19 protein-coding genes are annotated in these 26,302 nt (G+C 66.7%); 11 read left to right on the forward strand and 8 right to left on the reverse strand.

The features are described from left to right. Positions 1-156: 156 nt before the first annotated feature. On the reverse strand, positions 157-1,419 hold the full coding sequence (locus tag ABZ862_RS12040; RefSeq protein ID WP_360956113.1) for an ROK family transcriptional regulator: 1,263 nt from the start codon (positions 1,417-1,419) through the stop codon (positions 157-159). A 118-nt stretch (positions 1,420-1,537) separates the two neighbouring features. On the opposite strand from ABZ862_RS12040, the gene ABZ862_RS12045 reads away from it, so the two are divergent. The 3 genes from ABZ862_RS12045 (at position 1,538) to ABZ862_RS12055 (ending at position 4,184) form a co-directional block, all read left to right on the forward strand. Further along, positions 1,538-2,641 (forward strand): Gfo/Idh/MocA family oxidoreductase, encoded by a 1,104-nt coding sequence (locus ABZ862_RS12045; protein WP_360956043.1) that lies wholly within the window; start codon positions 1,538-1,540, stop codon positions 2,639-2,641. A gap of 107 nt (positions 2,642-2,748) precedes the next feature. Next, a complete protein-coding gene (locus ABZ862_RS12050) occupies positions 2,749-3,234 on the forward strand; it encodes a heme-degrading domain-containing protein (RefSeq protein ID WP_360956115.1) in 486 nt (161 codons plus the stop codon). Between the two features lie 251 nt (positions 3,235-3,485). Beyond that, complete coding sequence (locus ABZ862_RS12055) at positions 3,486-4,184, forward strand: hypothetical protein (protein WP_360956045.1); 699 nt, start codon at positions 3,486-3,488, stop codon at positions 4,182-4,184. A 10-nt stretch (positions 4,185-4,194) separates the two neighbouring features. Here ABZ862_RS12055 and ABZ862_RS12060 read toward each other — a convergent pair whose 3' ends face one another. The 5 genes from ABZ862_RS12060 to ABZ862_RS12080 form a co-directional block, all read right to left on the reverse strand. Continuing rightward, positions 4,195-4,959 carry a barstar family protein gene (locus tag ABZ862_RS12060; protein ID WP_360956047.1) on the reverse strand — a complete coding sequence of 255 codons (765 nt, stop codon included), beginning with the start codon at positions 4,957-4,959 and terminating at the stop codon, positions 4,195-4,197. A 68-nt stretch (positions 4,960-5,027) separates the two neighbouring features. Then, positions 5,028-5,915 carry a polymorphic toxin-type HINT domain-containing protein gene (locus ABZ862_RS12065; protein ID WP_360956049.1) on the reverse strand — a complete coding sequence of 296 codons (888 nt, stop codon included), beginning with the start codon at positions 5,913-5,915 and terminating at the stop codon, positions 5,028-5,030. Between the two features lie 285 nt (positions 5,916-6,200). Continuing rightward, on the reverse strand, positions 6,201-6,719 hold the full coding sequence (locus ABZ862_RS12070) for a GNAT family N-acetyltransferase (protein WP_360956051.1): 519 nt from the start codon (positions 6,717-6,719) through the stop codon (positions 6,201-6,203). A 55-nt stretch (positions 6,720-6,774) separates the two neighbouring features. After that, complete coding sequence (locus ABZ862_RS12075) at positions 6,775-7,632, reverse strand: fumarylacetoacetate hydrolase family protein (RefSeq protein ID WP_360956053.1); 858 nt, start codon at positions 7,630-7,632, stop codon at positions 6,775-6,777. 181 nt (positions 7,633-7,813) lie between these two features. Further along, the gene (locus ABZ862_RS12080; RefSeq protein WP_360956055.1) at positions 7,814-8,341 is read right to left on the reverse strand and encodes a helix-turn-helix domain-containing protein; all 528 of its coding nucleotides are present in this window, start codon (positions 8,339-8,341) and stop codon (positions 7,814-7,816) included. A gap of 69 nt (positions 8,342-8,410) precedes the next feature. Between ABZ862_RS12080 and ABZ862_RS12085 the strand changes: the two genes are divergently transcribed. Then, entirely contained in the window at positions 8,411-9,862 is a 1,452-nt protein-coding gene (locus ABZ862_RS12085; protein WP_360956057.1) for an MFS transporter, read from the forward strand. Here the strand turns inward: ABZ862_RS12085 and ABZ862_RS12090 are convergent. Beyond that, positions 9,840-10,640, reverse strand: a complete 801-nt coding sequence (locus ABZ862_RS12090) for a class E sortase (protein WP_360956059.1) — start codon at positions 10,638-10,640, stop codon at positions 9,840-9,842. The genes ABZ862_RS12085 and ABZ862_RS12090 overlap by 23 nt on opposite strands. 296 nt (positions 10,641-10,936) lie before the next feature. Here ABZ862_RS12090 and ABZ862_RS12095 point away from each other — a divergent pair, with 296 nt between their 5' ends. The 7 genes from ABZ862_RS12095 (at position 10,937) to ABZ862_RS12125 (ending at position 25,775) form a co-directional block, all read left to right on the forward strand. Continuing rightward, on the forward strand, positions 10,937-12,421 hold the full coding sequence (locus tag ABZ862_RS12095) for a beta-1,6-galactanase (RefSeq protein WP_360956061.1): 1,485 nt from the start codon (positions 10,937-10,939) through the stop codon (positions 12,419-12,421). A gap of 169 nt (positions 12,422-12,590) precedes the next feature. Next, on the forward strand, positions 12,591-13,601 hold the full coding sequence (locus tag ABZ862_RS12100) for a hypothetical protein (protein WP_360956063.1): 1,011 nt from the start codon (positions 12,591-12,593) through the stop codon (positions 13,599-13,601). A 642-nt stretch (positions 13,602-14,243) separates the two neighbouring features. Then, positions 14,244-18,968, forward strand: a complete 4,725-nt coding sequence (locus tag ABZ862_RS12105; protein ID WP_360956117.1) for a DEAD/DEAH box helicase family protein — start codon at positions 14,244-14,246, stop codon at positions 18,966-18,968. Then, positions 18,965-20,482, forward strand: a complete 1,518-nt coding sequence (locus tag ABZ862_RS12110; protein ID WP_360956065.1) for an NERD domain-containing protein/DEAD/DEAH box helicase — start codon at positions 18,965-18,967, stop codon at positions 20,480-20,482. Before ABZ862_RS12105 ends, ABZ862_RS12110 begins: the two co-directional genes overlap by 4 nt. Beyond that, the gene (locus ABZ862_RS12115) at positions 20,479-23,655 is read left to right on the forward strand and encodes a helicase-related protein (RefSeq protein WP_360956067.1); all 3,177 of its coding nucleotides are present in this window, start codon (positions 20,479-20,481) and stop codon (positions 23,653-23,655) included. The genes ABZ862_RS12110 and ABZ862_RS12115 overlap by 4 nt, the downstream gene beginning before the upstream one ends. Continuing rightward, positions 23,636-25,438: a DUF1998 domain-containing protein gene (locus ABZ862_RS12120; RefSeq protein ID WP_360956069.1), complete on the forward strand. Its 1,803-nt coding sequence runs from the start codon at positions 23,636-23,638 to the stop codon at positions 25,436-25,438. Before ABZ862_RS12115 ends, ABZ862_RS12120 begins: the two co-directional genes overlap by 20 nt. Positions 25,439-25,586: 148 nt before the next feature. After that, complete coding sequence (locus tag ABZ862_RS12125; protein ID WP_360956071.1) at positions 25,587-25,775, forward strand: hypothetical protein; 189 nt, start codon at positions 25,587-25,589, stop codon at positions 25,773-25,775. On the opposite strand, the gene ABZ862_RS12130 is transcribed toward ABZ862_RS12125, so the two are convergent. Beyond that, entirely contained in the window at positions 25,756-26,295 is a 540-nt protein-coding gene (locus tag ABZ862_RS12130; protein WP_360956118.1) for a very short patch repair endonuclease, read from the reverse strand. The genes ABZ862_RS12125 and ABZ862_RS12130 overlap by 20 nt on opposite strands. Between the last annotated feature and the right edge of the window lie 7 nt (positions 26,296-26,302).

The raw sequence follows: 26,302 nt of genomic DNA on the forward strand, positions 1-26,302 counted from the left end.
CCGCCCGAACGAAGCCGCCCCACCGTCCGACCCCTGATCCGACCCCTCAGGTCCGCTCGTTCAGCGGATGCCCGAAGCAACCACAAGCCGCCCTCCCGACCCGTGCCCGCACACTCGGCCCGCGGCCGCGCCCGTGGCCCCAGCCCTTCGTCCCCGTCACCCGGCCGCCGCCCTCCCGAACAGCGGGGCGAGCAGCAGCTGAGCCGCCCCCTCGGCGACCACCCGTTCCCCACCGCCCGCGAGCCGTACGGGTACGGCCCCTTCCGGTGCCCCCTCGCGCCGCGCCCGGGCGGCGAGGACGGCCGCCACTCCCCTCACGAACGGTTCCGGAGAGGCGGCGACGGTACGCCCACCGAGCAGTACGAGGTCGATGTCGAGCAGCCCGACGAGGTTCCCGGCACCGGCGCCGAGCACCCGCGCCGCCTCCCGGAGGTCGCCGCGCGCGACGGCGGCCAGGCACAGCGCCTCGACGCAGCCGCGGTCGCCGCACCCGCAGGGCGGCCCGTCGAGCTGGATGACCTGGTGCCCGAACTCTCCGGCCCCGGTACGCGCCCCCCGGTGCACGGTGCCTCCGATGACGAGTCCGGCCCCGAGCCCCGTACCGAGGTGGAGGTAGGCGAACGATCCGCCCTCACCCCCCGGGGAATCGCCCTCGCCCCCCAGGGCGAGCCCGAGGGCGGCGGCGTTGGTGTCCTTGTCGACGACGACGGGTACGCCGAGCCGTCGGGCGAGCGCGTCGCGCAGCGGAAACCCGTCCCACTCCGGGAACCCGGTCACCCGGTGCAGCACCCCCCGCACATGATCGAGCGGTCCGGGCAACGCGACCCCGACCCCGAGCACCCCCACCCCTGGCACCCCGGCCCCAGACACCCCGGCCCCGTCCACGGCGAACCCGCCGCCCCGCACCGACACACCCGCCGACGCGTCCCTCGACACACCCACCGACACGCCCACCGATACGCCCCCCGACCCGCCCACCAGCGCCTCCACCAGAGCCGCGACGGCCGAGAGGACGGCCTCCGCCCCGGCGCCGAGATCGATCCCGGCCCGCCGCTCCGCGACGACGGCGCCCCGCAGATCGACGAGGACGGCCCGTAGCTCGTCCCGGTCGAGATGCACCCCGACCGCGTACCCGGCCTCGGGCACGAGCCGCAGCACGGTACGCGGCTTGCCCCCGGTGGAGGCACGGCGCCCGGCCTCCTCGGCGAGCCCCTCCTCCCGCAGCCGGGCGGTGATCTTGCTGACGGCCTGCGGGGTGAGCCGGGACCGCTCGGCGAGCTCGAGCCGGCTGATGCCCCCGGCACCGGCGGTGCGCAGCAGATCGAGGACGAGGGCGGTGTTGTGACTGCGGAGGCCGAGCAGATTGACCCCGCGGCCCGCGCCACCCCGGCCCGCGCCACCGCTGCCCGCCGACCCCAGGTCCCCGCCACCGAGGGAACGCACCCTCACCACCACCTACCCCCTCGCAGCCACCGGCATCGAGACCCATTCTCCCCCGCGCTTGCACTTTGGCAACAGCGTTGCCAAAGTGTTTCCCATGACAACGCCTGACTCCGCCCCCGTTTCCCCCGCCTCCCCCGTCCCGCCGCTCCGGGTGGGCCTGATCGGCTACGGCCTGGCGGGGTCGGTCTTCCACGCCCCGCTGATCGCCGCCACCGAGGCCCTGACCCTGGACACGGTGGTCACCTCGAACCCGGACCGCCAGAAGCAGGCCCGGGCCGAGCACGGGGACGTGCGCGTGGTGCCGTCACCGGACGAACTCTTCGCCAGGTCCGCGGACCTGGACCTGATCGTCGTCGCGTCCCCGAACCGCACGCACGTCCCCCTCGCCACGAGGGCTCTGGAGGCGGGCCTGCCGGTGGTGGTCGACAAGCCGGTCGCGGGCACGGCGGCGGAGGCACGCGCCCTGGCGGCCCTGGCCGCGGAGCGCGGGGTCTTCCTCTCCGTCTTCCAGAACCGCCGCTGGGACAACGACTTCCTGACGCTCCGCGACCTGGTGGCGGAGGGCGGACTGGGCGACGTGTGGCGGTTCGAGTCACGGTTCGAGCGCTGGCGCCCGCAACTGAAGGGCGGCTGGCGCGAGTCGGGCGACCCGGCGGAGATCGGAGGTCTCCTCTACGACCTCGGCAGCCATCTGGTGGACCAGGCGCTGGTCCTGTTCGGCCCGGTGCGGCAGGTCTACGCGGAGTCGGTGATCCGTCGCCCGCAGGCCGAGACGGACGACGACACCTTCATCGCCCTGACCCACGAGAACGGCACGCGCAGCCACCTCTACATGTCCTCGACGACGGCCCAACTGGGCCCGCGCTTCCGGGTGCTGGGCTCGAAGGCGGGCTACGTCAAGTACGGCGTCGACCCCCAGGAGGCGGCCCTGCGCGAGGACGGCCGCCCGGGCCCCGGCTGGGGCGAGGAGCCGGAGGCCCTGTGGGGCAGGCTGGGCGCCGGCGAGTCGCCCCTGTCGGGCGGCGGCACGCCGGTGCCGACGGTCCCGGGCACGTACCAGACGTACTACGGGGCGGTGGCGAGCGCCCTGACCCAGGGCACCCCGAACCCGGTCACGGCCCTGGACGCGGCGCAGGCCCTGGACGTCCTGGAGGCGGCACGCCGCTCGGCGGCGGAAGGCGTGACGGTACGCCTGTAGCTCCCGCCGCCCCACCCCCTCGACCCGGAACGGACCACCACCCCATGAGCCCGAACCAGCCCCAGCACTCCCCGCACACGCAGCACACCCAGCACACCCAGCACCCCATGACCCCGCGGATCACCCCGGAACTGACGCCCACGGTGGAGGAGTTGGAGGCCGAGGAACGCCGCCTGGTCTTCCGCCACTTCACCCACGACGACGCCTGGACCCTCGGCTCCCGTCTCGTCGAGCTGGCGAGGGAACGCCAGGCGCCGGTGGCGATCGACATCCACCGGGCGGGCCAGCAACTGTTCCACGCCGCGCTCCCCGGCTCGACCCCGGACAACGACGCGTGGATCACCCGCAAGCGCAGGGTGGTGGAACGCTACGGCTGCTCGTCCTACCTGGTGGGCACCCGCTACCGCGCCAGGGGCACGACGTTCGAGGACTCCTCCCGCCTGGACCCGGACGAGTACGCGGCCCACGGCGGCGCGTTCCCGATCCACGTGGAGGGAGCGGGAGTCATCGGCACGGTGACGGTCTCGGGCCTCCCCCAACTGGACGACCACCACCTGGTGGTGGAGGCTCTGGAGGAGTTCCTGGACGTCTGAGGGGCTGCTCCTCTCAACAGCTAGGCTTCGCCTGCGAGGACGCTGTCCGACACATCCGCAGGGTGAGTAGTCGTCTTGATGTCGCTGCGAGGTCCAACCCTGGCTATTCAGCGGAATTGAGTAAGCTGACGCCCCGATAGCAGAAAGGTGCCGCTGACCTGCAAGGATGCGAGTGTCTAGGTCGTATCCGCCACAAAGGTCAGGGCACCAATCCAGTGAGTGAGCGTACAGGGTGGGACCGCGGTCTGTCTGTGACAGCCGACGGGAAGGGGCTGGTCGGGCATGCGGGAGCGGTGCTGTTGCGCAAGCTCGCCGACCAGGTCGGGCTGACCGGAGCACTGGCCCAGGTGTTCCCCCCAGGTACGTGCCCTTCGTGGCGGGACCGGGCCGGGGCCCTGGTCCACCTGACTGTCGCGATCGTGCTCGGTGCTCGGAACCTGCTGGAGGCCGAGCAGCTTCAGCTCCACCACCGGCGGGTGTTCGGGCCCGCGGTGTCGGACTCCACGCTGCACCGGCTGCTGTCCGCCCTCGACGAACCGATGCGGGCGAGGATCTCGAAGGCGCGTCGGACGGCGCGTCGTCATGTGTGGACACTGCTGCACCTGCGGCCCGGCGGGTTCCCGTATCCGACCGTCGCGGGCCGGTACCTGAAGGGCTGGCTGGTGATCGACATGGACGCCACGATCATCACCGCGGCCTCGAAGAAACAGGGCGCGACCGGCACGTTCAAGGGCTCGTTCGGCCATCAGTGCGCCATGAGGCGCTCTGACGTATCCCCGGCTGAGCCGGGAGGGACTTGGAAGGAGGTTCCTGGGCCTGATGACTTACCCGATCCGGAAACGGTGACGGGACAAGAGCATGTCAGGAAACTGGCGGCCGTGCCCCGTCTTCACACCGGCAAGGACAAACCAGGGCAACCGGCCGAACACCTCAGCGGCTCACCCCGCTGAAGAATCGAGGTCAGCAAGTGGCGAGATCCAGGCGGAATTCCCGCATTAGTTCCATAATCGAATCCAAGAAGGCATGATCAAGGTATTCTTGAGACGTCTGGAAGTTCCGCCAAATAATCCTCGCCGGGGGCCCCTCGCCGAAACTCGAAGAAATACAGTCCGCGAGAGCGTCAAGATTCGATCCAAAGTACCCGCCCGGGCCATTAACCGCCTCGCCCAGTGCGCAATAGAACCCCGACTTCGTGGAAATTTGCCCACCATCCAAGTGGACAACGTCCTCCACTCCATAGCGAGCAGCCCTACGATTCGAAGCGAACCAGGAATTCTGAACAACGTGCAGCCATGCGCTCTGATAGTTTGCCGGCCACCGAACCCATTCACCCTTCTCCAGGGCGACCCCTGATGCCCAACGCGGCCAAATTCTCTCAGCTTCGGGATACTCGCAACGATTACCAAAGAACCGGAAAGAAACTCTTGGAATATTTCCGCCTGGCTCCCCTACGCCAGGGTCTCCGAGCATAGCCCGACCAATGAAGTACTCGCCAATCTTCTCCCATTGACGATTCATGACCGCCATCACTGCATCTTCAACCCTCCGCCTACCCTGTTCGACCTCATGGGCCCTCAGGAAGGCCACTTCCGGCGACTCTGCTTCCGGGTCGACGAAAAACCCCTCCACTCCTTCAGCGGCAACAAGCACCTTCCCGGACTCTTCATCCGATACCACGTACAGCGGAAAGTCCACCTTGCCCACTACGGGCAGTTCGCCAGCCACACCTAATCCCCAAACCGGAACTGGTGCAGCGACAATCAAGTCGCTGCGCCAGTTAACCAATAGAGCTACTAATTCCACCCCGAGTCAGGGAAATGGGGTGCACTGAAGCGTTGAATCTTCGTGTAATGCGTGGACGTCCAGCCGTATACCTTGACGCCGTTCGGCAGCTCCTTTTCCAGGATTCTGTCAGTTTCAGGCCTGCCCGGCACGCGGTACTCCTTAGAACCTGCCCACCACGGGTGTTCACGTCCCCCGTACGTATCGTGCGAAGGAATCCGCCCTGCCCTCACGTCGTCGTAGGCCGAAGCGATCTTATTGTTCATCCCCCTGGGCAGGGGATCCGACAACCTCCCAGCGGGACAGCCGTTGCTGTTGTGAACGAGTACCGGCGTCTCGCCCGCGAGCACATAGTACGTATGGAGGCCATCGACAGTGAGGTTGCGCGTCTCCTGCCGCTCGCGATACGAGCGCACCGCGTCGACCGTCACCTGACGACCGGTGTTCGTGCGAAGCGTCATGCCTGGTCGGAGATCACCTGCATTGATCCACGAATTTTCGGTGGGAGACCAGAACGGGTGATGGTCAGTCGCAGTGATTCGATCGACACCATCCTGGTCTTTCACCGTGATTTCGGTGAATTCTTTGTCTTCTTTGGTGACGATTACGGCAAGAACTGTCCGCGCGGCTGTTTTCCCGGTTTTAGGGTCGGTGGCAACTACCCTGTCCCCGACCTCAACGCCCTCGATGGCCTTCGTTGAGCCATCGGCCATTGCGACCCGAGTTTCAGTGGTGAAGCTATTCCTGCACGCATAAGCGCTGTACACCTCATCAAACGCATCCCCCAGCACCCTCTCGGCCAACTTGAATTTTGCCGCCATGATCAGGTTTACACCGACGTCAATGCATGCTTCAGCGACCCCCTTGTGACAGTCTTCGTACCCCGCGACGGAGCTCATCAACTTGTTGCTTCTCGTGTCAGATCTCGCTGACCTGACGTCACATCTAGGGCGAAAAATATCAACTTATCGCCCAGTTATCAGTGCTATTTGCCTATCTGGACAAGTGACGCAGCGGCTGCTCATGGCTGTCGAGGCACTGCTACTGGGGCATGGCGACATCAGTCTCAGGTCAACGGAGCACCGATCTGCTGCTGAAGCTCGGACGAGACGACGCACCGTCACCGACCGCACGAGCCGTGAGACATCGGCAGGCCAGCAGTGTTCCTGCCCTGCGCGCTGAGGTCACCCTCGGAAACTCCGGCGCCAGCGGATCTCCCCGTCGTGCCGTTCGTCGGTCGGGACCAGTCCGGCGGCGGTGGCGACGGCGGCGGACGCCCGATGGCCGGGGTGGATGTGGGCGACGACGGTACGCATGCCCTGCGCCCGGAGCCACTCGACGAGCCCCCGGGCCGCTTCGGCGGCGATGCCCCTGCCCTGCCACGGAGTCCCCACCACCCAGGCGACCTCGGCGACGGGCCCGTCCCCGGACGGCCCGGCCGTCGCCTGGACGGTGCCCGTCAGGCAGGACTCGTCGCGGAGCCGGATCACCCAGTTGAGCCAGGACACCTCCGGGTCGGGTGAGCCCGCGGTCATACGGACGTAGCGCGACCGCAGTTCCCGCGGGCTGTCCGGGGCACCGCCGATGAAGGTGTGCAGGGCCGGATCGGACAGCACCCCGGCCATCTCCTCGGCGTGCCCGACCCGCAGCGGCAGCAGGTCCAGCCGCCCGGTGACGATGACCTCGCCCCGGAGGGGACTCATACCGCCGCCCTCACCGGGCACGCCGTCCGGCCCGGGCACGCCTGTTCACGCCTGCTCACGCCTGCGCGAGCTCCTGCCGCTGCCGCCCCAGCCCGCCGATCTCCAGCTCGACCACGTCACCGGCCCGCAGGTAGGGCTTGGGGTCGGGCTGCCCGAGGGCGACTCCCGCCGGGGTACCGGTGTTGATGACGTCGCCGGGGTAGAGCGTCATGAACTGGCTGACGTACCGCACCACTTCCGCCACCGGGAAGATCTGCTCGGCCGTCGTCCCGTCCTGCTTCAGCTCACCGTTGACCCAGAGCCTGAGGGAGAGATCCTGCGGGTCGGCGACCTCGTCGGCGGTGACCAGCCAGGGCCCGAGCGGATTGAACGTCTCGCAGTTCTTCCCCTTGTCCCAGGTCCCGCCCCGCTCGATCTGGAACTCCCGCTCGGACACGTCGTGCGCCACCGCGTACCCGGCGACATGCGCCAGCGCCTCCTCGTGCGACCCGAGGTAGCGCGCGGTACGTCCGATGACCACGGCGAGTTCGACCTCCCAGTCGGTCTTGACGGACCCGCGCGGCACGAGCACGGTGTCGTCCGGACCGACGACGGTGTCCGGCGCCTTGAAGAAGATCACGGGCTCGGCGGGCGGCTGCGCCCCGGTCTCCCGGGCGTGGTCGTGGTAGTTGAGCCCGATGCAGACGATCTTGCCGATCCGTGCCACCGGCGCCCCGATCCGCAGCCCGTCGGCGTCGAGCACCGGCAGCTCCCCGCCCTCGGCGGCGTCCCGGACCCGCCCGAGCGCGGCGCCGTCGGCGAGCAGCGCCCCGTCGATGTCGTCCACGACACCGGACAGGTCCCGCAGCACCCCGCTCTCGTCCAGCAACGCGGGCCGCTCCGCCCCGGCCGTACCGACTCGCAGCAGTTTCATCTCTCGCCAACTCCCTAGCAGCGCGGACGCCCCACCCGGCACACCGGCGACGGCCGTCCCGGCCGCCCCTCAGTCATCGGAGGACCAACCGATCCTCCAAGGTCGCCGTCCACTCCGCAAGACCCGGTTCACGTGGCGGAACCCCGTACGGCACCGGGAGTCCCGCGGGCGCCCGCTCCGCCTACGCCGGCTCGATCACCAGCGGTTCCAGCAGCCGCTTCGGCTTCAGCAGGGCCCGGCTGACGGGGTCGGCGGGGTCCGGGTCGAGGCCGGCGCCCGGGATCATCAGCACGTCCGCCGCCGGTACGACGCCCCCGCAGACCGGGCACTCGGCGTACGCGGCGAGTTCCGTGCCGCACGTCGCGTGGCGGAAGTGGCGCAACTGGCTCTCCGAGAAGTGCCGGCGGCCCCAGAGCCCGAGGGACAGCAGGACCGGCCACAGTTCGGTACCGCGCTCGGTGATGACGTACTCGTCGCGCGGCGGCGACTCCTGGTACCGCCGTTTCTCCAGCACCCCCTCCGCCGTCAGGGTCTGGAGGCGGGCGGCGAGGACGGCGCGCGGGATGCCGAGGTGGCCGAGGAAGTCGTTGTAGCGCCGTACGCCGTAGAGGGCGTCGCGGACGACGAGCAGCGTCCACCGCTCGCCGACGATCTCCAGCGCCCGCGCGATCGCGCATTCCTGTGTGACGTAGTCCTTGCCCAGTGCCATGACGCCCACTGTAGCCACTTTCCGCCATTAGGTTCAATGAACGAACCTCACCGTGCTACGGTGCGGGACATGAGTGAGTTCAATGACCGAACCATAAGTGTGGACACGGCACCCTCGGCCCCCACGACCGCCCCACCGGCCCAACCGCCCCCTCCGCACCCCCGCGCCACCCTGACCCTGACCAGCGCCGCGACCGCCATCACCCTGATGACCTACACCGCCCCGATGGTCACCCTCCCCCGCACCGCCGCCGCCCTCCACACCCCCCTCTCCGCGCAGGCCTGGCTCCTCAACGGCACCCCGCTCGGCCTCGCCGCGCTGCTCCTGGTGGCCGGCAGCCTCGCCGACGACTACGGGCGCCGCCGGATCTTCCTCACCGGCACCCTCGCCCTCGGTCTGACCACCGTGCTCGGCGCGTTCGCCGGCTCCACCTGGCAGTTCACCCTGGCCCGTGTCGCGCAGGGCGCGGCGAGCGCGGCGATCCTCGCGAGCAGCCTGGGCCTGCTGGTGCACGCCTTCCCCACGCCCCGCGGACGGCTGCACGCCACCGGTGTGTGGGGCGCGTTCGTCAGCGGCGGCATCGCGATGGGCCCGCTGATCGGCGGCGCCATGCCCGACTGGCGGGCGGCCTACGGCGTCCTGGGCGCGGCCGCGCTGGTCGTCGCCGCCCTCGGCACCCGCGCCCTCACCGAGTCGCGCGCACCGCGACCCGGCCGTCCCGACCTCGCCGGGGCGATCGCCTTCGGCCTGGCGCTGGTCGCCCTGGTCGCCGCCCTCACCCTGGGCCGGGACGGCTGGCTGCGCGCCCCGGTCGGCGGGCTGTTCGCCGCGACGCTGGTGCTGCTGGCGGTGTTCGCCGCCGTGGAACGCCGCACCGCCACCCCGATGATCGACCTCGCCCTCTTCCGCAGCCCCCGCTTCCTGGCCTCGTCCGTGGGCGGCCTGTTCACGGGCCTCGCCGTGATCGGCCTGTTCAGCTTCCTGCCCGCGCTGCTCCAGCAGGTCCTCGGCATGTCCGCGATGAACACGGCGTGGCTGTTCCTGCTGTGGTCCGGTCTGTCGTTCGCGGTGGCGTTGCAGGCGAAGCGGTTCGCGCACCGGGTGCCGCCCCGTCGGCAGTTGGTCATCGGCTTCGCGCTGCACGCGATCGCCGTCCTGACCATGCTGGGCGCGCTCGACGCCGGGTCGTGGACCCGGCTGCTCCCCGGCCTGGTCATCGGCGGCGTCGGCAGCGGCCTGCTGAACGCCGCGCTGCCGCTGCTGGCGGTGGAGTCCGTGCCCGCGCAGCGTGCGGCGATGGGCTCGGGCGCGCAGCAGACGTTCCGCTACATCGGCTCGTGCGCGGGCGTCGCCCTGACCATCGCCCTCGCGACGTCGGCGGTCTCGCCGGGCGGCGGCGCGTCCGGTCTCGTGCACGGCGCGGACCTCGCGATGACCGTGTCGGCGGTCCTGGCGGCGGTGGCCGCGCTCGGTGTGGCCGCGTTCGGCAGGACCGCGGTCAGCGCGGGTGTGTCGAGGTGAGGGTCCCCCACACCACCAGGCGGTAGCGGGAGGTGTACTCGGGGGTGCAGGTGGTGAGGGTGAGGTAGTGGCCGGGCCGCGTGTAGCCGTACGACGGTCTCACCACCGAGCGCGGTACGGGGCGCAGCACGCCGAAGTCGCGGGCGGAGGTCCGCGGGAGGATCTCACCGACGGTGTACGTGTAGACCGCGGACGCCGTCTCGATCCGCACGACGTCCCTCACGCGGAGCCGGTTGAGGTACCGGAAGGGCTCGCCGTGGGTGTTGCGGTGCCCGGCGAGGGCGAAGTTACCGGCCTGGCCAGGCTGTTGGGTGCCGCGGTAGTGACCGACGTAGCCCTTGTTGAGGACGTCCCGCTTGCCGGTGCCCTCGGCGACGGGGGCGCGCAGCCCCAGCCGGGGGATGACGACGACGGCGTACGCCTGCGACACCCGGGGCGAGGCCCCCGAAGCCCTCCGCCCACCGGCCCCGGCACCCTGCCGCCCCCCTTCCGCTCCGCCTGATCCGCCCTCCGACGCCGCTCCCGCCGTGGCGGATCCACGCCCCGCGCCGCTCCCGGAGCCCGCCCCGGACGCCCCGTTCCCCCACTCCCGCTCCAGCGCCCGCACCTTCCGCTCGGCCCCGGCACGCGCTTCCCGGTTGGTCCACCACAGCTGATGCACGACGAGCAGCAGCACCAACACACCCGCCGTGACGAGCAGTTCACCGCCGCCCCACACCACCCGCCGCCGCAGCGCGGCCCGCCGCCGGTCCCTGTGCTGCACGACGCGCACCCGCATACGGCACCTCCCAGCCCCGGAAGCCGGCCACCCGCCACCGCCGCCGCACGATAGGCGCCACCCCCGCAACTCACCACCCCCACAAGCGGATTGCCGAAGCCGCCCATAACCTGCCCCTTCTCCTAACCATTGGAGGAATGGCGCAGAAAGCGCTGTCATCCCTCTCGACAACCCCACCCGCCACACCCGATGCTTCCTGACAGCACGCGGACGGGGGAACGAAGGACGGACACCTCGGCGGGACCGACACCGCCACCACAGCCGTCACTTGAGCCGCACGGAGAGGCAGAACAGCCATGATCCGACGCAGAACCCTGCTCACCGCCGCGGGCGGCACGTTGCTCGGGAGCGCGCTGACGCCCCTGGCGACGGGCACCGCGTACGCGGACGCGACGATCGCCGTCACCCCGTCCACGACGTACGGCACCTGGGAGGGCTGGGGCACCTCCCTGGCCTGGTGGGCGAACGTCTTCGGCACCCGTACCGACTTCGCCGACATCTTCTTCACCACCAACTCGGTGGCGTACGGCGGCAGGACGCTCCCGGGCCTCGGCCTGAACATCGCCCGCTACAACCTGGGCGCGTGCAGCTGGAACAGCGTGAACGGCGAGAGCATGGTGGCGTCGGCCAACATCCCGGCGTTCAAGCAGATCGAGGGCTACTGGCAGGACTGGAACAACGAGGATCCGACGTCGTCGGCGTGGAAGTGGACGGCGGACGCGACGCAGCGCGCGATGCTGGTGAAGGCCACGGCGCGCGGCGCGACGACGGAACTGTTCGCCAACTCCCCGATGTGGTGGATGTGTTCCAACCACAACCCGTCGGGCGCCGCGGACGGCGGCAACAACCTCCAGTCCTGGAACTACCGCCAGCACGCCTCCCACCTGGCGGCCGTGGCGCTGTACGCGAAGCAGAACTGGGGCGTGAACTTCGCGACGGTGGAGGCGTTCAACGAGCCCAGCTCCAGCTGGTGGACGGCGACGGGCACGCAGGAGGGCTGCCACATCGACGCGACCGTCCAGGCGGCCGTACTCCCCTACCTCCGCAGCGAGTTGGACACGCGCGGCCTGACGGGGACGAAGATCGCGGCGTCGGACGAGACGAGCTACGACCTGGCCCGCACCACGTGGAGCGCGTTCTCCTCCACCACCAAGTCCTACGTCAACCGGGTCAACGTGCACGGCTACCAGGGCTCGGGAGGCCGCCGCGACCTCCTCTACACGGACGTGGTGACGACGTCCGGCAAGGCACTGTGGAACTCGGAGACGGGCGACAGCGACGCGACCGGCCTCACCCTCGCGAGCAACCTGCTCTACGACTTCCGCTGGCTGCACCCCACGGCGTGGACGTACTGGCAGGTGATGGACCCGTCGTCGGGCTGGGCGATGATCGCGTACGACGCGGGCACGCTCCAGCCGGGCGCCGTACAGACGAAGTACTACGTGATGGCGCAGTTCAGCCGCCACATCCGCCCCGGCATGACGATCCTCGACACCGGCGTGAGCTACGCGGCCGCGGCCCTGGACAAGTCGGCCAGACGCCTGGTCATCGTGGCCGCCAACACGTCCACCTCCGCCCAGACCCTGACCTTCGACCTCTCGAGGTTCACCACGGTGACCGGTGGCACGGGCGGCCTGGTCCCCCGCTGGAACACGGTCACGTCGGGCGGCGGCGACCTCTACACGGCCCACTCGGACACGTACCTGAGCGGCAAGACGCTGAGCGTGCCGTTCGCGGCGGGCGCGGTGCAGACGTTGCAGGTGGACGGGGTCACGGCGTAGCGGGCGGGCCGGGGCACGGCGTCCGGCCGCACCGAACGCCCGGAAGGCGCCGGACGCACACCGGACGGACACCGGACAAACGCCGCCGGCCTGTCCCGACCAGGCCCGACCCGGCCTGGCCCGCGGGGATGACTCCCGTCTGTCAGCGCGCCACGTTACGGTGTCCCCCATGCGCCCCGACACGCCTGCCGAGAACGTCGACCACACCGCCGAAGCGGCACGCCTCGAGCGGTCCGCCGGCCTGTATCCCGAGGACGCCGAGGCCCTGCTCGTCCAGGCCGCGGCCCACCTGGAGCTGTCCGGCGACCGCCCGGCCGCGACCGCGCTCTACGACCGCCTGCTGTCCTTTGCCGCGGGGCTGGAGAACCCGGCGCTGGTGCGGGCGCTGAAGGCGTCGAACCTGTGGGAGTACGGCCACGAGGCCGAGGCGAGGGCGATCATCGACGGAGTCCGCGCCTCGGCCCCGCGCGACCCGGCGGCCTGGGTGATCGTGGCCGAGTCCCTGGAGTCGCACGACGAGTTGGAGGCGGCGCAGGAGACGCTCACGACGGCGGTGAACCTCCTCCTGACGGACGTGGCGGAACCCCCGTACGCGACCCGCCCGCTCCTCTTCGGCCGCCACCGGGTACGCCGCATGCTGGGCGCGCCGCACGACGAGTGGGACGGGCTGGCGGACACCCTGCACTCGTCCCAGGTGTCCCTGGACGAGCTGCACGACCCGAAGCGCGTATGGTCCCTGGGCTCGGACGACCCGGCCGAGCTGGAGGCGGAACTGGGCCGCCTGCGCGCGGAACTGGACACCTACCGCGAGGCCCTCTCCCACCCGTTCCCGGTGGCGGTCCTGCACTGGCCGGCCCCCGAACTCACCGAACTCCTCACGGCGTACCCGCCCCTGTCCGAGGAGTACCCCTCCCACGACACCCACCTGTCGACCATAGAGTCCTCCCTGCGCGAACTCGCCGCCTCCGGCACCGCCAACCTGGGCATCGTGACCGGCACGGTCCCCTCCTACGAGGCCTTCGCAGCCTCGGAGAGCACCTCCCCGACAGACGGCTCCCTGCTGCCCCAGTACGCGACCACCCTGGCAGCCCGCGGCCGAGCGGTGGCGTGGCCACCGGAACGGGGGGCGGGGTGCTGGTGCGGGTCGGAGAAGGCGTACGGCAGCTGCCACGGGGTGTGACTAGGGCATGGCCGTACCCACGCCTCATCGGCTCTCCTACCCGGGCTTTATACGGCTACGGCCACAGCCGAGTGACGTAGTTCTGACCGCTGCTGCAGGTTGCGGCACGTCGATGGTCAGCGGCTGCTGGCAGAGCACTGGAGCGGCAGATCACAGCAATCGAGAGCACTACGTTGGAGGAAATCGCGCACGCCACGCCCACCCCCTGCTACGTCGTAGTAGTCGCTGTTGGCCACACTGCCACAGCCAGTGCCGAGCAGTGCTGCGGCATGGTCCTGCCGCAACAGCCGACGAAGAGAGACAGGCTTGCGCGCAGCGGGGCGTCAGCAGGGGACGCAGGGAACCACACCTCGATGCAGACCTTGGCTGCATATCAGGTGACGGTACCCGACCGTTCGGCATCGCGGCCAGAGGCCTGTACCTGGCAGAATGCGAATGTTCGTCATGGGTTCCTATCTCCTGTCTCGAAGAACCGATCTGGTGATAAGAAGTCGATCTGTCAGTGGCTGTTTCCACAGTCTGCGACCGGTCGACGATGCATGACGTGACGCACTGTCGATGAACATGGGCAAGGAGCCAGGTAGGTGCAGGTCTGGCAGTGGCGCGCTGCACTTACGACAGCCGAGGGGGGCAGTCGTGACGATGAAGCGTGCAGATTGGGTACCCGATGAGGGGTTGGTCCGCGAGGTCGACAACCTCTTTGGGCAGGCGGTCAATGCGTATCACGCAAACCCAAACCTGGTTACAGAGCACGCCAACCACGAGGAGTCCATCCGGGTCGGTGGCTACTCGAACCGCACGCTCCTGGAACTGGTACAAAACGCAGCCGACGCGATGTCCGGGGCTGTCGAACACCAGGACGGAGCTGGCCGGGTCGAGATCGTCCTTGACATCGACCACCAGACTCTGTATTGCGCCAACGCGGGCCGCCCCTTCTCCCGAAACGGCCTCACCACGCTCGCTCACGCGCACCTCAGCGGCAAGCGAGGCGACGAGATTGGGCGGTTCGGGCTCGGGTTCAAGTCGGTGCTTGCGATCACCGATGCCCCGCAGGTCTTCAGCAGATCGGTCTCCTTCGAGTTCAACTCCCCCAAGACGAGGGAAAGGATCGCGTCGATCGCCCCGGCGGCCAAGAGACTCCCGATCCTGAGGACCCTGACGCGGGTCGATGCCGAGGTCGAGTTCGACAAGGACCCCATCCTGGCCGAGCTGGCGAAGTGGGCAGTGACGGTCGTCAAGCTGCCGCGAGCAGCAAAGCTGGAGAGGCTCAAGAGGGAGATCGAAGAATTCCGCTCCGAGTTCCTCCTCTTCGTCAACGCGGTGCGCGAGGTCCGGCTCCGGGTGATCGGAAAAGACGTGGACTTCGTAACGAGCCATGTGTCGCGCGACCTCGGCGACGGCAGGTTCCGGATCGAGCGTCCCGATGGCGACCACGACGTGTGGTACATCGAGAACGGGATGCATGCCCCCACCCCCGAGGCACGGGCCGAGGTCGGTGAAGCTGTGTCGCGTAGCCAGATGAAGGTCACAGTCGCCGTGCCTGAGCGCCTTGCCCGGTTGAGGCTCGGCGGGTTCTGGTCGTACTTTCCGCTCCAGGACAGAACGTCGGCGTCCGCACTCTTCAACGCTCCCTGGAGCGTGAACGACGACCGCACCACTCTGCTCGAGAACACCTACAACCGAGAGATCCTCGTAACCCTCTCCAACATGTTCGTCGGCATGCTGCAGAAAGTCCCATCCGTTGACGACCCGGCCGTTCATTTGGAGTACATGCCAGCACGTGGCCGCGAGGCGCACTCGTTCGGCGACGAGATCCTCTGCGCCCATATCCCGCAGATCGCTTCGAAGAAGGCGCTGATCCCCGACGCGACGGGCACCATGCGGACGCCGCACGAGCTTCGTCCTCTCGACTTCGCGGTCAGCGGTGTGTCCGAGCACAACCATGAAGAGTGGATCAAATCACCCAACACCGGCGATGACGTACCGCACTGGCGCTGCTACGCCAACGGCCAGCGGGCGACTCGTCTGCGGCAGCTCTTCGTCCACAGCGTGTCCTCCACTTTCGCGGACCCACGGCCCAAGGACGAAGCGAGAGCGCTGGAGGCGATCCCCAATCGGGGGATCTTGACGTGGCTGCGCGAGTGGGCGGAGGGTGCCAGCATGGCCTCTGCCGCGAAGGCGTTCGACTTCGTCGTGCTGAATCCCAGAATCAACGGCATCAAGTCTGCAAAGGTCATACCGACGACCAGCGGAATGCGGGCCATCTCAGACCATAATGAGGTCTTCCTCAAGCGCGTGGTCGACGTGGACATCGAGGGGGCACACTTCGTTCACCCCGACTTCCTGGCGATCCCCGGCATCGAGAAGAAGCTCCGCGAGCAGGGGTTCCGGGAATTGGACCCGCTCGCGATCATGCAAGCCACGATGGCCAAGCTGTCTGCGACGTCAGGGGGCGAGGAGCTTACGAGATTCTGGGACGCCGCGCTTGACGTCCCCATTGCGCAGGCTCAGAAGGTCGTGTCCCGCGATACGGCCAGCCGAATCAAGGTGCCGACACGAGACGGTGGCTGGTCGACTCCCCGACAAGTGCTTGACATCGACGGACTCGGTGACTGCATTCCCGGTCGAATGTTGGACCGCCAGAGATGCGTTCCCGCAGTCGCACATGAAGCAGGAGTCGTACACGGTCCGGAGTCCGCGTACTCAGTCGAGGACGAGGTCTACTTCGAGGACTACAGGCAATATGTGACGGATCTACTCAACAGAAGCCTCGGCCCCGGAGAGCGCCCGGTCGAACGGCTCGAGTTCGACAGGAATGAAGGACCCGGCCCCTTCTCAGTCCTCTTCATGCTGAAGGAGGCGCAAGCTCATGACCCAGTCCGCGAGAAGTGGACGCTTGAGCTACTCCGATTGGACCAGGGAGAGTACTGGACCTGTGAGGATATCGACACGGGGCAGACCCACCGTGTCCCTTCTCCTGCTCGGTGGTCGGCGGAGCAAGCCGGGTTGCTGAACTCGACCCGCGGCTACCGTGCTCCGGGACGGGTCGTGTCTGCGTCACTCGTCGAGTTCGAGGGCTTCCTGCCTCTCTTCCGCGGACCACGTCCTGTCGCAGACGCCTTGGCGCTACCGAAGGAACTGGACAAGGTCCCCGCGAACGTGCTGAGCGAAGCACTCACGGGTGCAGACTTGATTCCCTCGCAGGTCAAGGACAGCGTGTTGACGGCGTTCATCCTCGCTGCCGCCAGGAACGCGTTTCCAGGTGGGCATCCGGCGCAGATCCCGGCTCGGGTGGGACGTGGCATCGAGGCTCGGCGACCTGACTCGGTGTACTTGGCAACCACCGACGAAGAACTCAAGATCCTCCGGTCCAAGCAGAAGCCCTACCTGCGAGCAGATCGCGGCGAGGTTGAGCCGCTGGTCGAAGAGGTCGGATGCCGTCGGTTCGAGGACAGTTTCTCCTTCTCCATGTTGATCGAGGGCCAGCAGGACGGAGAGCGGGTCATCGACCTGTACACCGGACTCCGTTCGACGTTTGTCGCGGACAAGGTCATGAACGCGATCGTGGCGAGGGCCGTCCACATCGCGAAGCGTGTGACCACCGACGACGGCGTCGACGACGAGTCACTCGTCTCGCATTTGGACGGGCTTACACTTGTGGTTCGTGCGGACCTCGACGAGCGACGTGTTCTTGAGATACTCAACGAAGCTTTCCGACTGGGACTGTCAAATGCCGAGCTGAGTGATGTCCTTCAGGTCGGTGTTGATGAGCGTTTGGAGGAACAGCGCCAGGCTGCACGTTCGGCGCCCAGTGACGCAGAGCGTCTCGAAGTGTTCTTCGGTGAGGACACGCTGAAGGATAAGCTCCCCAAGGGGCTCTGGAAGGCGCTCGCAGAGCAGGGCCTGTTGGACGGCTCGACATCAGTCGCAGAACTCTTTTTGACCGTCCACGGCAGCGATGCGATCGAGCTCCTCAAAGATGAGTTCCAGCACGAGGGGTACCCGGACGTCCCGACAAAGTGGGCAGGTGGAGCACCTACGATTGCTTGGCTGCGAAAGATGGGGTTCGGGGCCAAGTACGCTGGGCAGCGGAATCAACGACAGGACGACGAGTTGGTCGTGCCGGGTGCTGTGAAGCTCAACCCTCTGCATAACTTCCAGAAGCAAATCAGTCGACAGCTGCAGGATGTCCTGACGCTTCAGGAAGCAGACGGTCGAGCACTCAAAGGCATGGTCGAGCTCCCGACGGGGGCCGGGAAGACCCGTGTCGCCACCGAGACCATGCTGCGGCTCTTCATCGAGGGCCGCATGAGTGGAACGGTGCTCTGGATCACTCAGTCGGCTGAACTCTGTGAACAGGCTGTGCAGACGTTCAGCACCGTCTGGCGGGGGCTCGGTGACGAACGTCCCTTGACGATCGGCCGGCTTTGGGAGAACAACACCGTGCATGAGCCCGACACAGAGTGCAGCGTGGTTGTGGCCACCGACGCCAAGCTCGACGACAGCGTGATCAACGCGCCTGCGTACGATTGGCTCAGTGGCGCCTCCGCCGTCTTCATCGACGAGGCACACCGTGCTGGCGGGTCGACGCGCTACACACGGATCCTACGGTGGCTCGGTGTCGACGGCCGAAACTGGGAGCGGCCACTGGTGGGTCTCTCGGCTACGCCCTTCAAGGGAAAGGCCAACGACGACGAGCAGAATCGGGACCTGGCAGCGCGTTTCGGCAAACGCATCATCAGAGCCTTCGAAGGCAGCAGCGCCTATGAGGAACTGGCCCGGATCGGCGTCCTAGCTCGAGTCAAGCACGAGGTCCTGCCGGGCATCGACGTCGAACTGCAGCCGGGTGAACTCGCACAGGTTCAGTCCAAGCGCAAGCTGGAGCCCCAGGTACTCGACCGCATCGGCAGCGACCAAGCACGGATGAAGGTCCTTGTGAACCACATCCTGAGCCAGGATCCCGAGTGGCCCATCCTCGTGTTCACGCCGAACATCCTTTCCGCCCAGGTCCTCGCCGCGACGCTTCGTTGTCGACAGGTCGAAGCCGAAGCGGTCAGCGGTCAGACCGGACGACAGCAGCGCCGCGACGTCATTGAGAGGTTCAAGGCGGGCGAGATCCATGTTCTGGCCAACTGCGACCTACTGATCCAGGGCTTCGACGCGCCTGGGGTCCGGGCCTTGTACATCGCGAGGCCGACGTTCAGCCCCAGCGCTTACATCCAGATGGCGGGGCGCGGGCTGCGGGGCCCGGAGAACGGTGGCAGTGGGGAGTGTCTCATCGTGGACGTCGCCGACAATTTCGGCGCAGTCAACGACTTCCTCGGATACCGCGCGTACGAGGAGTTTTGGCTGGAGCAGGGAGCATGATCCTTATCCCGGACCTGGTCGACGTCGAGGCGACGACCACAAGCAACGCCGAACGTCGGGTCGCGCGGTTGCTACGGTCCGTCGACGGCCCAAGCGATGCGGTCGCCTTCCATTCGGTCAAGCTGCGGAGTCACGCGGTCAAACAGCAGGGGGAGGCAGACTTCGTCGTACTTTGGGACGGCGTCGTGATCGTCATAGAGGTCAAGGGCGGGGGCGTCAGGAAGTACGACGGTATCTGGTACTCCATCGACCGCCACGGTGACTGGAAGAAGTTGCGGGAGTCCCCGATGGACCAGGCCCAGTCGGCGATGTATGCGTTGAGGGACATCCTGCACGAGGAGGGTGTCGGCTGGTTTGCCACCGAAGCCGTCGTCGTCACGCCCGACATCGACGCTCCTCCCCCCGCCGTCGAGTGGAGGGGCAGTCACTGGTGGGCCAAGGACCAGATGAGCATCGCCACGATGACGAAAGCCCTGAAAAGGGTTGCTGGCGAGGCCAGAACCGCCCCCTTCGGGGTGAAGATTGCAAGGCCGGAGAATCTGCGGGCCCGCCTGTTCGGTGAGTTCACACGCATGCCCGTCATCGATGCGCAGCGCGGTGCCGTAATCGAGGAGCAAAACCGAGCGACCGAGGGTCAGGCCCGGGTTCTGGCCGCACTCTCACGTAATCCGAGGATGCTCGTCTTCGGCGGAGCGGGTACCGGGAAATCCCTGGTACTGGCGGAAGGCGCGAAGCAGGAGGCAAGCGAGGGTAAGTCGGTACTCATCACCTTTCACTCGCCTGCTTTGGCCCAATTCTTCAGCCCGCGGATCGTGGGAAGAGGCATCGATCTCCTTCCGTTCTCGGAGTTGTCCGATGACAAGCACTACGACGTCGTCTTCGTCGACGAGGCACAGGACCTCATGAACGCGGAGGGCATGGACACGCTGGACGCCGTGATCCGCGGAGGTCGCGCAGACGGTCGATGGAGGATGTTCCTCGACCCCAATAACCAGGCGCGCGTGGACGGCGAGTTCGACCCGGACGTGTGTGAGTTGGTACAGCAAGAGGCGCTTCAGTACGACCTCGACCGGAATGTTCGCAACACCCGGGCGATCGTCCACGTTGTGCAGGAGTACCTTGGCGCCGACATCGGTGATCCGGGCATCGTTCACGGCGACCGAGTGCAGTGGCGGTGGTCCGAGGACAGGGCCGACGTCGCAGCGGCCGAAGCCGTAGGGCGTGACCTCGTCGCGAACGGGGCCCGTCGCGACGACATTTGGATCATCAGCATCTCAGCGGATGCCGATCCACGAAGGAGTAAAACCGGGTTCCTCGTAACCAACCCGCGGTTCGCCAAGGGGCTGGAAGCGGAGCACGTCATCGTCTGCGAACTACCGCAGGTATACGACGATCGAGGACTCGCCGCGTTCTACGTGGCTGTCACCAGGGCCCGTGTGACGCTCCATGTGGTCGCCTCCAAGGAAGACAAGAAGCGGCTCCAAGACCTTCTTCGAAAGCAGGTTGGCAAGTGAATCTCACGGCAGCCCAGGAGAAGGCGCTCAAACACCTCCGCACGTCTTACGCCGGCCCTGAGGAGGGAGACGAGGAGGTCACAACGAACTTCCCGCACCGACAGTACGCCGTCAGCATGCTCTTCCCGGCCCAGGCTAAAACTCATGAGACTGCCAGTGGCGAAAACGCAGATGAAGAGGTCTCCGCCGACGTCCCCGACAGTGATGTCGAGGAGGACGGCGCCGGGGTCCCCCTGGCCGAAGACTGGCGGCCATCGTCGGTCGCCATCTCCTTCGTGACCGACGGGGACTCCGTATACGTCGACTTTTCGTGCGGCACGTACGCCTCCACCGGCGGGGACGGACCGCCGAGGTGGCGTCGTACCCCCTTCTCCACCGACAATCTCGTTCTTCGTCAGGGAGAAGGGCCCGTCGTTCTGACCGTGGGCGCCGTCTCCGTCGAAGTCGGGGCTCGTTGGCGCAACGTCAAGAGCGACTCCTTGGTCACGGTGTACGTCCGGGTCCTCACCGAATCCACCGGGGCTGACAAACTGGACATCGCTCGGATATTGTTCCAGGTCCGATTGGCCGTCATTCCTTCCGCAGGCGACCGGTTCCTGGAATACGACACGACACGCTCTTTCGACACCGACCTCGAAGCCGCGGAACTGCGTCTGCGATACCGCAACCGGAAGGTCTACGCGGTCGGTCACGGCATGGCTGCTGACTGGAATTTCTCGGGGGGCCGCTGCACCAAGGTCTTCCTTGATCCGGTACCGGCCTTCGTCGTACCTGCCGTCGAAACCACGGGGTTCGACCCGGGGACGGCCGAGGCCAAGTCCATGGAACTGAAGCACCTCCAGCAGATCGACACGGATCCTGATGTGGTTCTCCGGTCACTGGACGCCTTCGTCGATGCTTTCGCTGGCTGGGCTTCCAAACAGATGGAACGAGCCGAAGTATTCGGCAGCGATAAGGATGTGGCGATCCGGATCGCGGAGCGTTCTCAGATCGCAGTCGACAGGATGCGGGAGGGCGTGGATCTTCTTCGGACCCCAGAACAGCAGGTCCTCAGAACGGCCTTTTCACTCGGAATGACCGCCATGCGTCTCCAGATGCAGCAGACATCGACCAACCGAGGAATTTCAGAAGATCCGGTGCCGGAGCCACAGTGGCGCCCGTTCCAACTCGGTTTTTTGCTGGTCTCGTTGGCATCCACTGTTAATCCGACACATAAGGACAGAGATCTCGTCGACCTCATCTGGTTTCCGACCGGTGGCGGCAAGACCGAGGCATACCTCGGCCTCGCCGCGATTGAGATCTTCCGCCGGCGGCTTGCTCATGGGGTGACCGGTGGGGGAACCGCCGTTATCACCCGCTACACCTTGCGGCTCCTGACCTCTCAGCAGTTCCAGCGCGCTGCAGTGCTGATTTGCGCGATGGAGAAACTACGGGGCACGGACAAACGTGCGAAGGGGATGGCGCCGTTCACGATCGGTCTCTGGGTGGGAAATGAAGTAACTCCCGGAACACGAAAAGAGGCGCGGGATGCACTCGACCGTCTTCAGAAGGCCGCACGCCCGGAGGAAGCGAACCAGTTCCAAGTCGAGAGCTGTCCGTGGTGCCTGACACCGTTGGTGCCGAAGGTCAAGGGCAAGCCGCAGGACTACGGCATGCGGCTGGTGGGAAACGATGTGGTGCTTCATTGCGTCGACGAGTCATGCGCGTTCAACGACGAACTTCCGCTCGTAGTCGTAGACGATGTCATCTACGAGGAACCTCCTACGATCCTGCTCGCCACGGTCGACAAGTTCGCACGTATTCAGTTCCAGCCCACGGCCAGCAAACTGCTTGGTATCGGAACCACGTTCAAGCAGCCGGCCATGGTCATCCAGGATGAGCTGCACCTGCTTTCGGGGCCGCTCGGGACCACCGTCGCCGTCTTCGACGCAGTCATTCAGATCTTGCTGAGCCGGTCCGGCGCCACTCCCAAGATCATTGCGTCGACGGCAACGATCCGTGCTTCGGAGGAGCAGGTACAGGGACTGTACGGGCGAGACGTCGCCCTCTACCCACCATCAGGACTCGATGACGACCGCACCTTCTTCTCCCGGCCGGTGGAGAGTGGAGAAGGACGACTCTACGTCGGTCTGATGCCGCAGTCGGTCTCGCAGCCTTCGGCCGTCATCTCGGCGGTCGCTCCGATGGTGGAGATCCCGGAGACACTCGCGGTCCACGCTCCACCCGCCGCATCGCGAGATGCGTACTGGACACTGGTCATGTATCACAACAGTCTTCGTGAGCTCGGACGGACCGGACCTCTGGTGGTCGATGACGTCAACGGTCGTCTGGAGCCCCGCGCCGAGCGGCTTGGTCTCCCGCTGCGTCAAGTCGCGGCGGAGAAGGTCCTGGAACTGACGAGCCGCCGTAGTGCCGAGGAGCTGCCGAACGATCTACGCGCGCTCCGAATCAGTGCCGACGAGTCGCCGGACGCCGTCGACGTGGTCCTCTCGTCGAACATGCTCTCCGTCGGCATTGACATCCCCAGGCTCGCCCTGATGCTCATGGTGGGTCAGCCGAAGACCACGGCCGAGTACATCCAGGCCACCAGCCGTGTCGGACGTGGAGACACGAAGGGCGTCGTCGTCACGCTCTTCAGGTCCAGCAGGGCCCGTGACCGGTCGCACTTCGAGACTTTCCGCAGCTACCACGAAGCGCTCTACCGCAGCGTGGAACCCACGAGCGTGACGCCATGGTCCTTGGCTTCACGTGACCGATCCCTGGCTGGCGCACTCGTTGCGTTGCTAAGGCAATCGTTCGTCCCGCTCGCCGAGAACGACACGGCAGGCAGGTTCGACCTCGGGGACGACAGGCTCAGGGACGGAGTCGAACGCCTTGTCGAGCAGTTCCTCGTGTATGTGACACGTGCCGACCCCCTGGAAGCGGAGGAGACGAGTGACGCTGTGTTGAGCCTGCTGAGGGAATGGGACCATCGAGCAGCACAGGCACGCGAGTCGGGTGACCACCTCTACTACCAGCGGTCTAAGAAGGATCGGGCGGCTTTGCTGAAGAAGTTCGGTCAGTCCGGCGAAGGGTGGCTCGTCGGAGACTCGATGAGGTCCGTGGAGCCCAACGTCGCAGTGGAGGTCCAGGAGCCGCAGGAGGAGGTGCACCGTGGAGAAGATCAGGCATGACCTGCGCCTCTCCGAGACGATCTCACCGTTCGGTGTGGGAGCGATCGTTGACGTCCGAGGTGAATCCCTCATAGCGCCCGACACGTCCTGGTGGGACAAGAAAATCGCGCCGGAGATCAGCTGTGAGCGTCTGATGGCCCGCCTCGGGGCCGGGATCCTGAGGCAACCGCCGACGCACGCAAGCCGTGCTGGCAGGGACACCCCCGCACTACCGTACTGGCGCTTCCCCGCATGGCGGTTCTGCGAGCGCTGCGACAAGATCTCGAAGCTGACCGGGAAGAAGAAGGGCAAGTGGAGCAACACCTGCGAGTGCGGTGGCCTGCTGGTGCCGATGCGATACATCGCCGTCTGCGAAATGGGCAGCCACGCCCAGGACATCAACTGGTTCCAGTGGGTGCATCGCGGGCGTGAGGCGAGTCTGAACGAAGCAGTCCGCTTCTGTCGTGATTACAAGTCGCTCAGGTTCAAGAAGCTCGCCAGCCGTGGTGAGGGCCTCGCGTCACTGATGGTGACATGCCATGGGTGCGGGAACTCGCGCACCTTCGCGGAGCTAGTGACCAAGGGGACGCTGCAGCGGGACGGGATCCGTTGCGTAGGACGGCAGCCCTGGGAACCGGAAGGCTCAGTTAAGAAGCCTTGCCCGCACCAACTGGTCGCCGTACAGCGCGGTGCTACGGGCAACTACATGGCCGAGAGGATCTCGGCTCTCGACATACCCGAAGAACGTCCGCAGTCTGTGGAAACAGCGGACAAGATCCGGGGTCACCTGTACTTCGAGAAGGTTGTGACGGACAACGGTGGACCGCAAGCCGAGATGGTGGCGGGATGGATTGCGAATGAGCTCGGGGTGACGCCGGAGACCGTCCTCGCCGTAGCGGCAGGAGAGGAAACCACCGCCGACGAGATGCTGCTCGACCTCAAGGACGGTGAGTGGGCAGCGTTCCTGAAGAAGCTCGATGGCGGACGCGATCGTACGGGAAGCAACTTCGTCGTCGATGGACGAAGTCTCGAGGGCATCAAGGGACCGGAGAGTCTGCTCGGCAAGATCAGCGGTATCGGCCAGGTGCGTCGGGTCCGTGAGGTCCGTGCGCTCTGCGGATTCCGGCGCCATGATGCAGAGGCGGCTTTCATCAAAGCCGATCTAGGTCCGGACCAGTGGCGTCGCCCCACATACCCGGCGATCGAGCTGTTCGGCGAAGGAATCTTCCTGCAGTTCCACGAACAGAGACTTGCCGCATGGGAGGCGCAGCCGGAGGTACAAGCGCGCGCTGGCATCCTCAAGAAGCGTAGGGGCCAGTCTTCGTGGGCCAGCCGCCTTGACGTTCCCGAGCCCAGGTACGTCGCTCTGCACACCTTGGCGCATCTACTCATCCGCAGATTGGCATTCGCAAGCGGTTATGCCTCCGCCGCACTGCAGGAGCGGATCTACGCGAACTCGGACCGTACAGACAGGACCGCAGGGATCCTGATCTACACCGCCGCAGGGGACGCGCAGGGGACCCTCGGGGGGCTTGTCAGGCTCGGGTCACCTGACAAGTTGATCCCACTACTGGTATCAGCTCTGGACGACGCCGATTTCTGTTCCAACGATCCGGTCTGCATCGAGAGTGATAATCAGGGAGCCTCGCATCTGAACCTCTCAGCTTGTCATGGTTGCTCCCTGGTGAGCGAGACCTCTTGCGAAACCGGAAACCGCCTGCTGGATCGGCAGCTGGTCCTCGGCGGAAGCGATGTGAAGGGGTTCCTGGACGACGTTCTCACGGAGGTTCGGCGCCCCGGCTGACGACTCTCGAATTGATCGTTCTGCGGCCCGAAAGGGTTCGTTGGCCGCAGAACGGCCGCCTTCGGCGGTCAGCGCGAAGTGGTCACCCGCCCACGTCCTACCGCCCACCACGGGCAGGTGCGCCTCGGTGGCGCGCGATCCTGACAGAATGATTCGAGAAGTAGCCCAGGTCATCATATATGAAGAAGGCTCCGTGGAACTCCCGATGGGAATCCTCGTGGAGGCCGGACCCGCCCCCGGCGACCGACTTCCCGCCTACAGCAACGGAGGCGGTCGGATCGTGCTGCGAGGGGAGGCCGACGCCATGCACGACCTACTCAACGGACGTCCGCTCTGAGTGCACGGGCCGCCCGGCCTGCCTGCGACTCCTCCAGTCCGAGTCTCACGAGGGCCACGGCGTGCTCAACCGGTGTGTGCTCCCAGACGCGGACCACGAACCAACCGCGCTCTACCAGGAGTTCGTCCGTCTCCTTGTCACGACTCTTATTGCCCTCGATCTTGGCAACCCAGAAGTCTCGATTCGTCGCCGGGATCGACCCGTGGGTAGCGCACCCGTGCCAGTAACAACCGTCCACGAACACCGCCACCTTGTACTTGGTGAAGAGCACGTCCGCGGTTCGGCGGAGCGTCGGTACCGGTCTGGCGGACACCCTGAAGCGCAGCCCCTCGCGATGTAGCGAGGAGCGAAGTCTGCGCTCGGGCCCGGTATCGCGTCCCCGATTGGAGCGCATCGAAGCCCGAGTGCCTTGCGACGAGGCCCAGGAGTCCCCTAGTGTCCTGAGTCGGAAGTTTGCGGGCGGTTGTAGGGTGGGGTGATGCCGGGTCCGAAGCCGTTGCTGCTCGAGTTGTCCGATCACGAACGCA

The organism is Streptomyces sp. NPDC047000 (assembly GCF_040644295.1).
Lineage (GTDB): Bacteria > Actinomycetota > Actinomycetes > Streptomycetales > Streptomycetaceae > Streptomyces.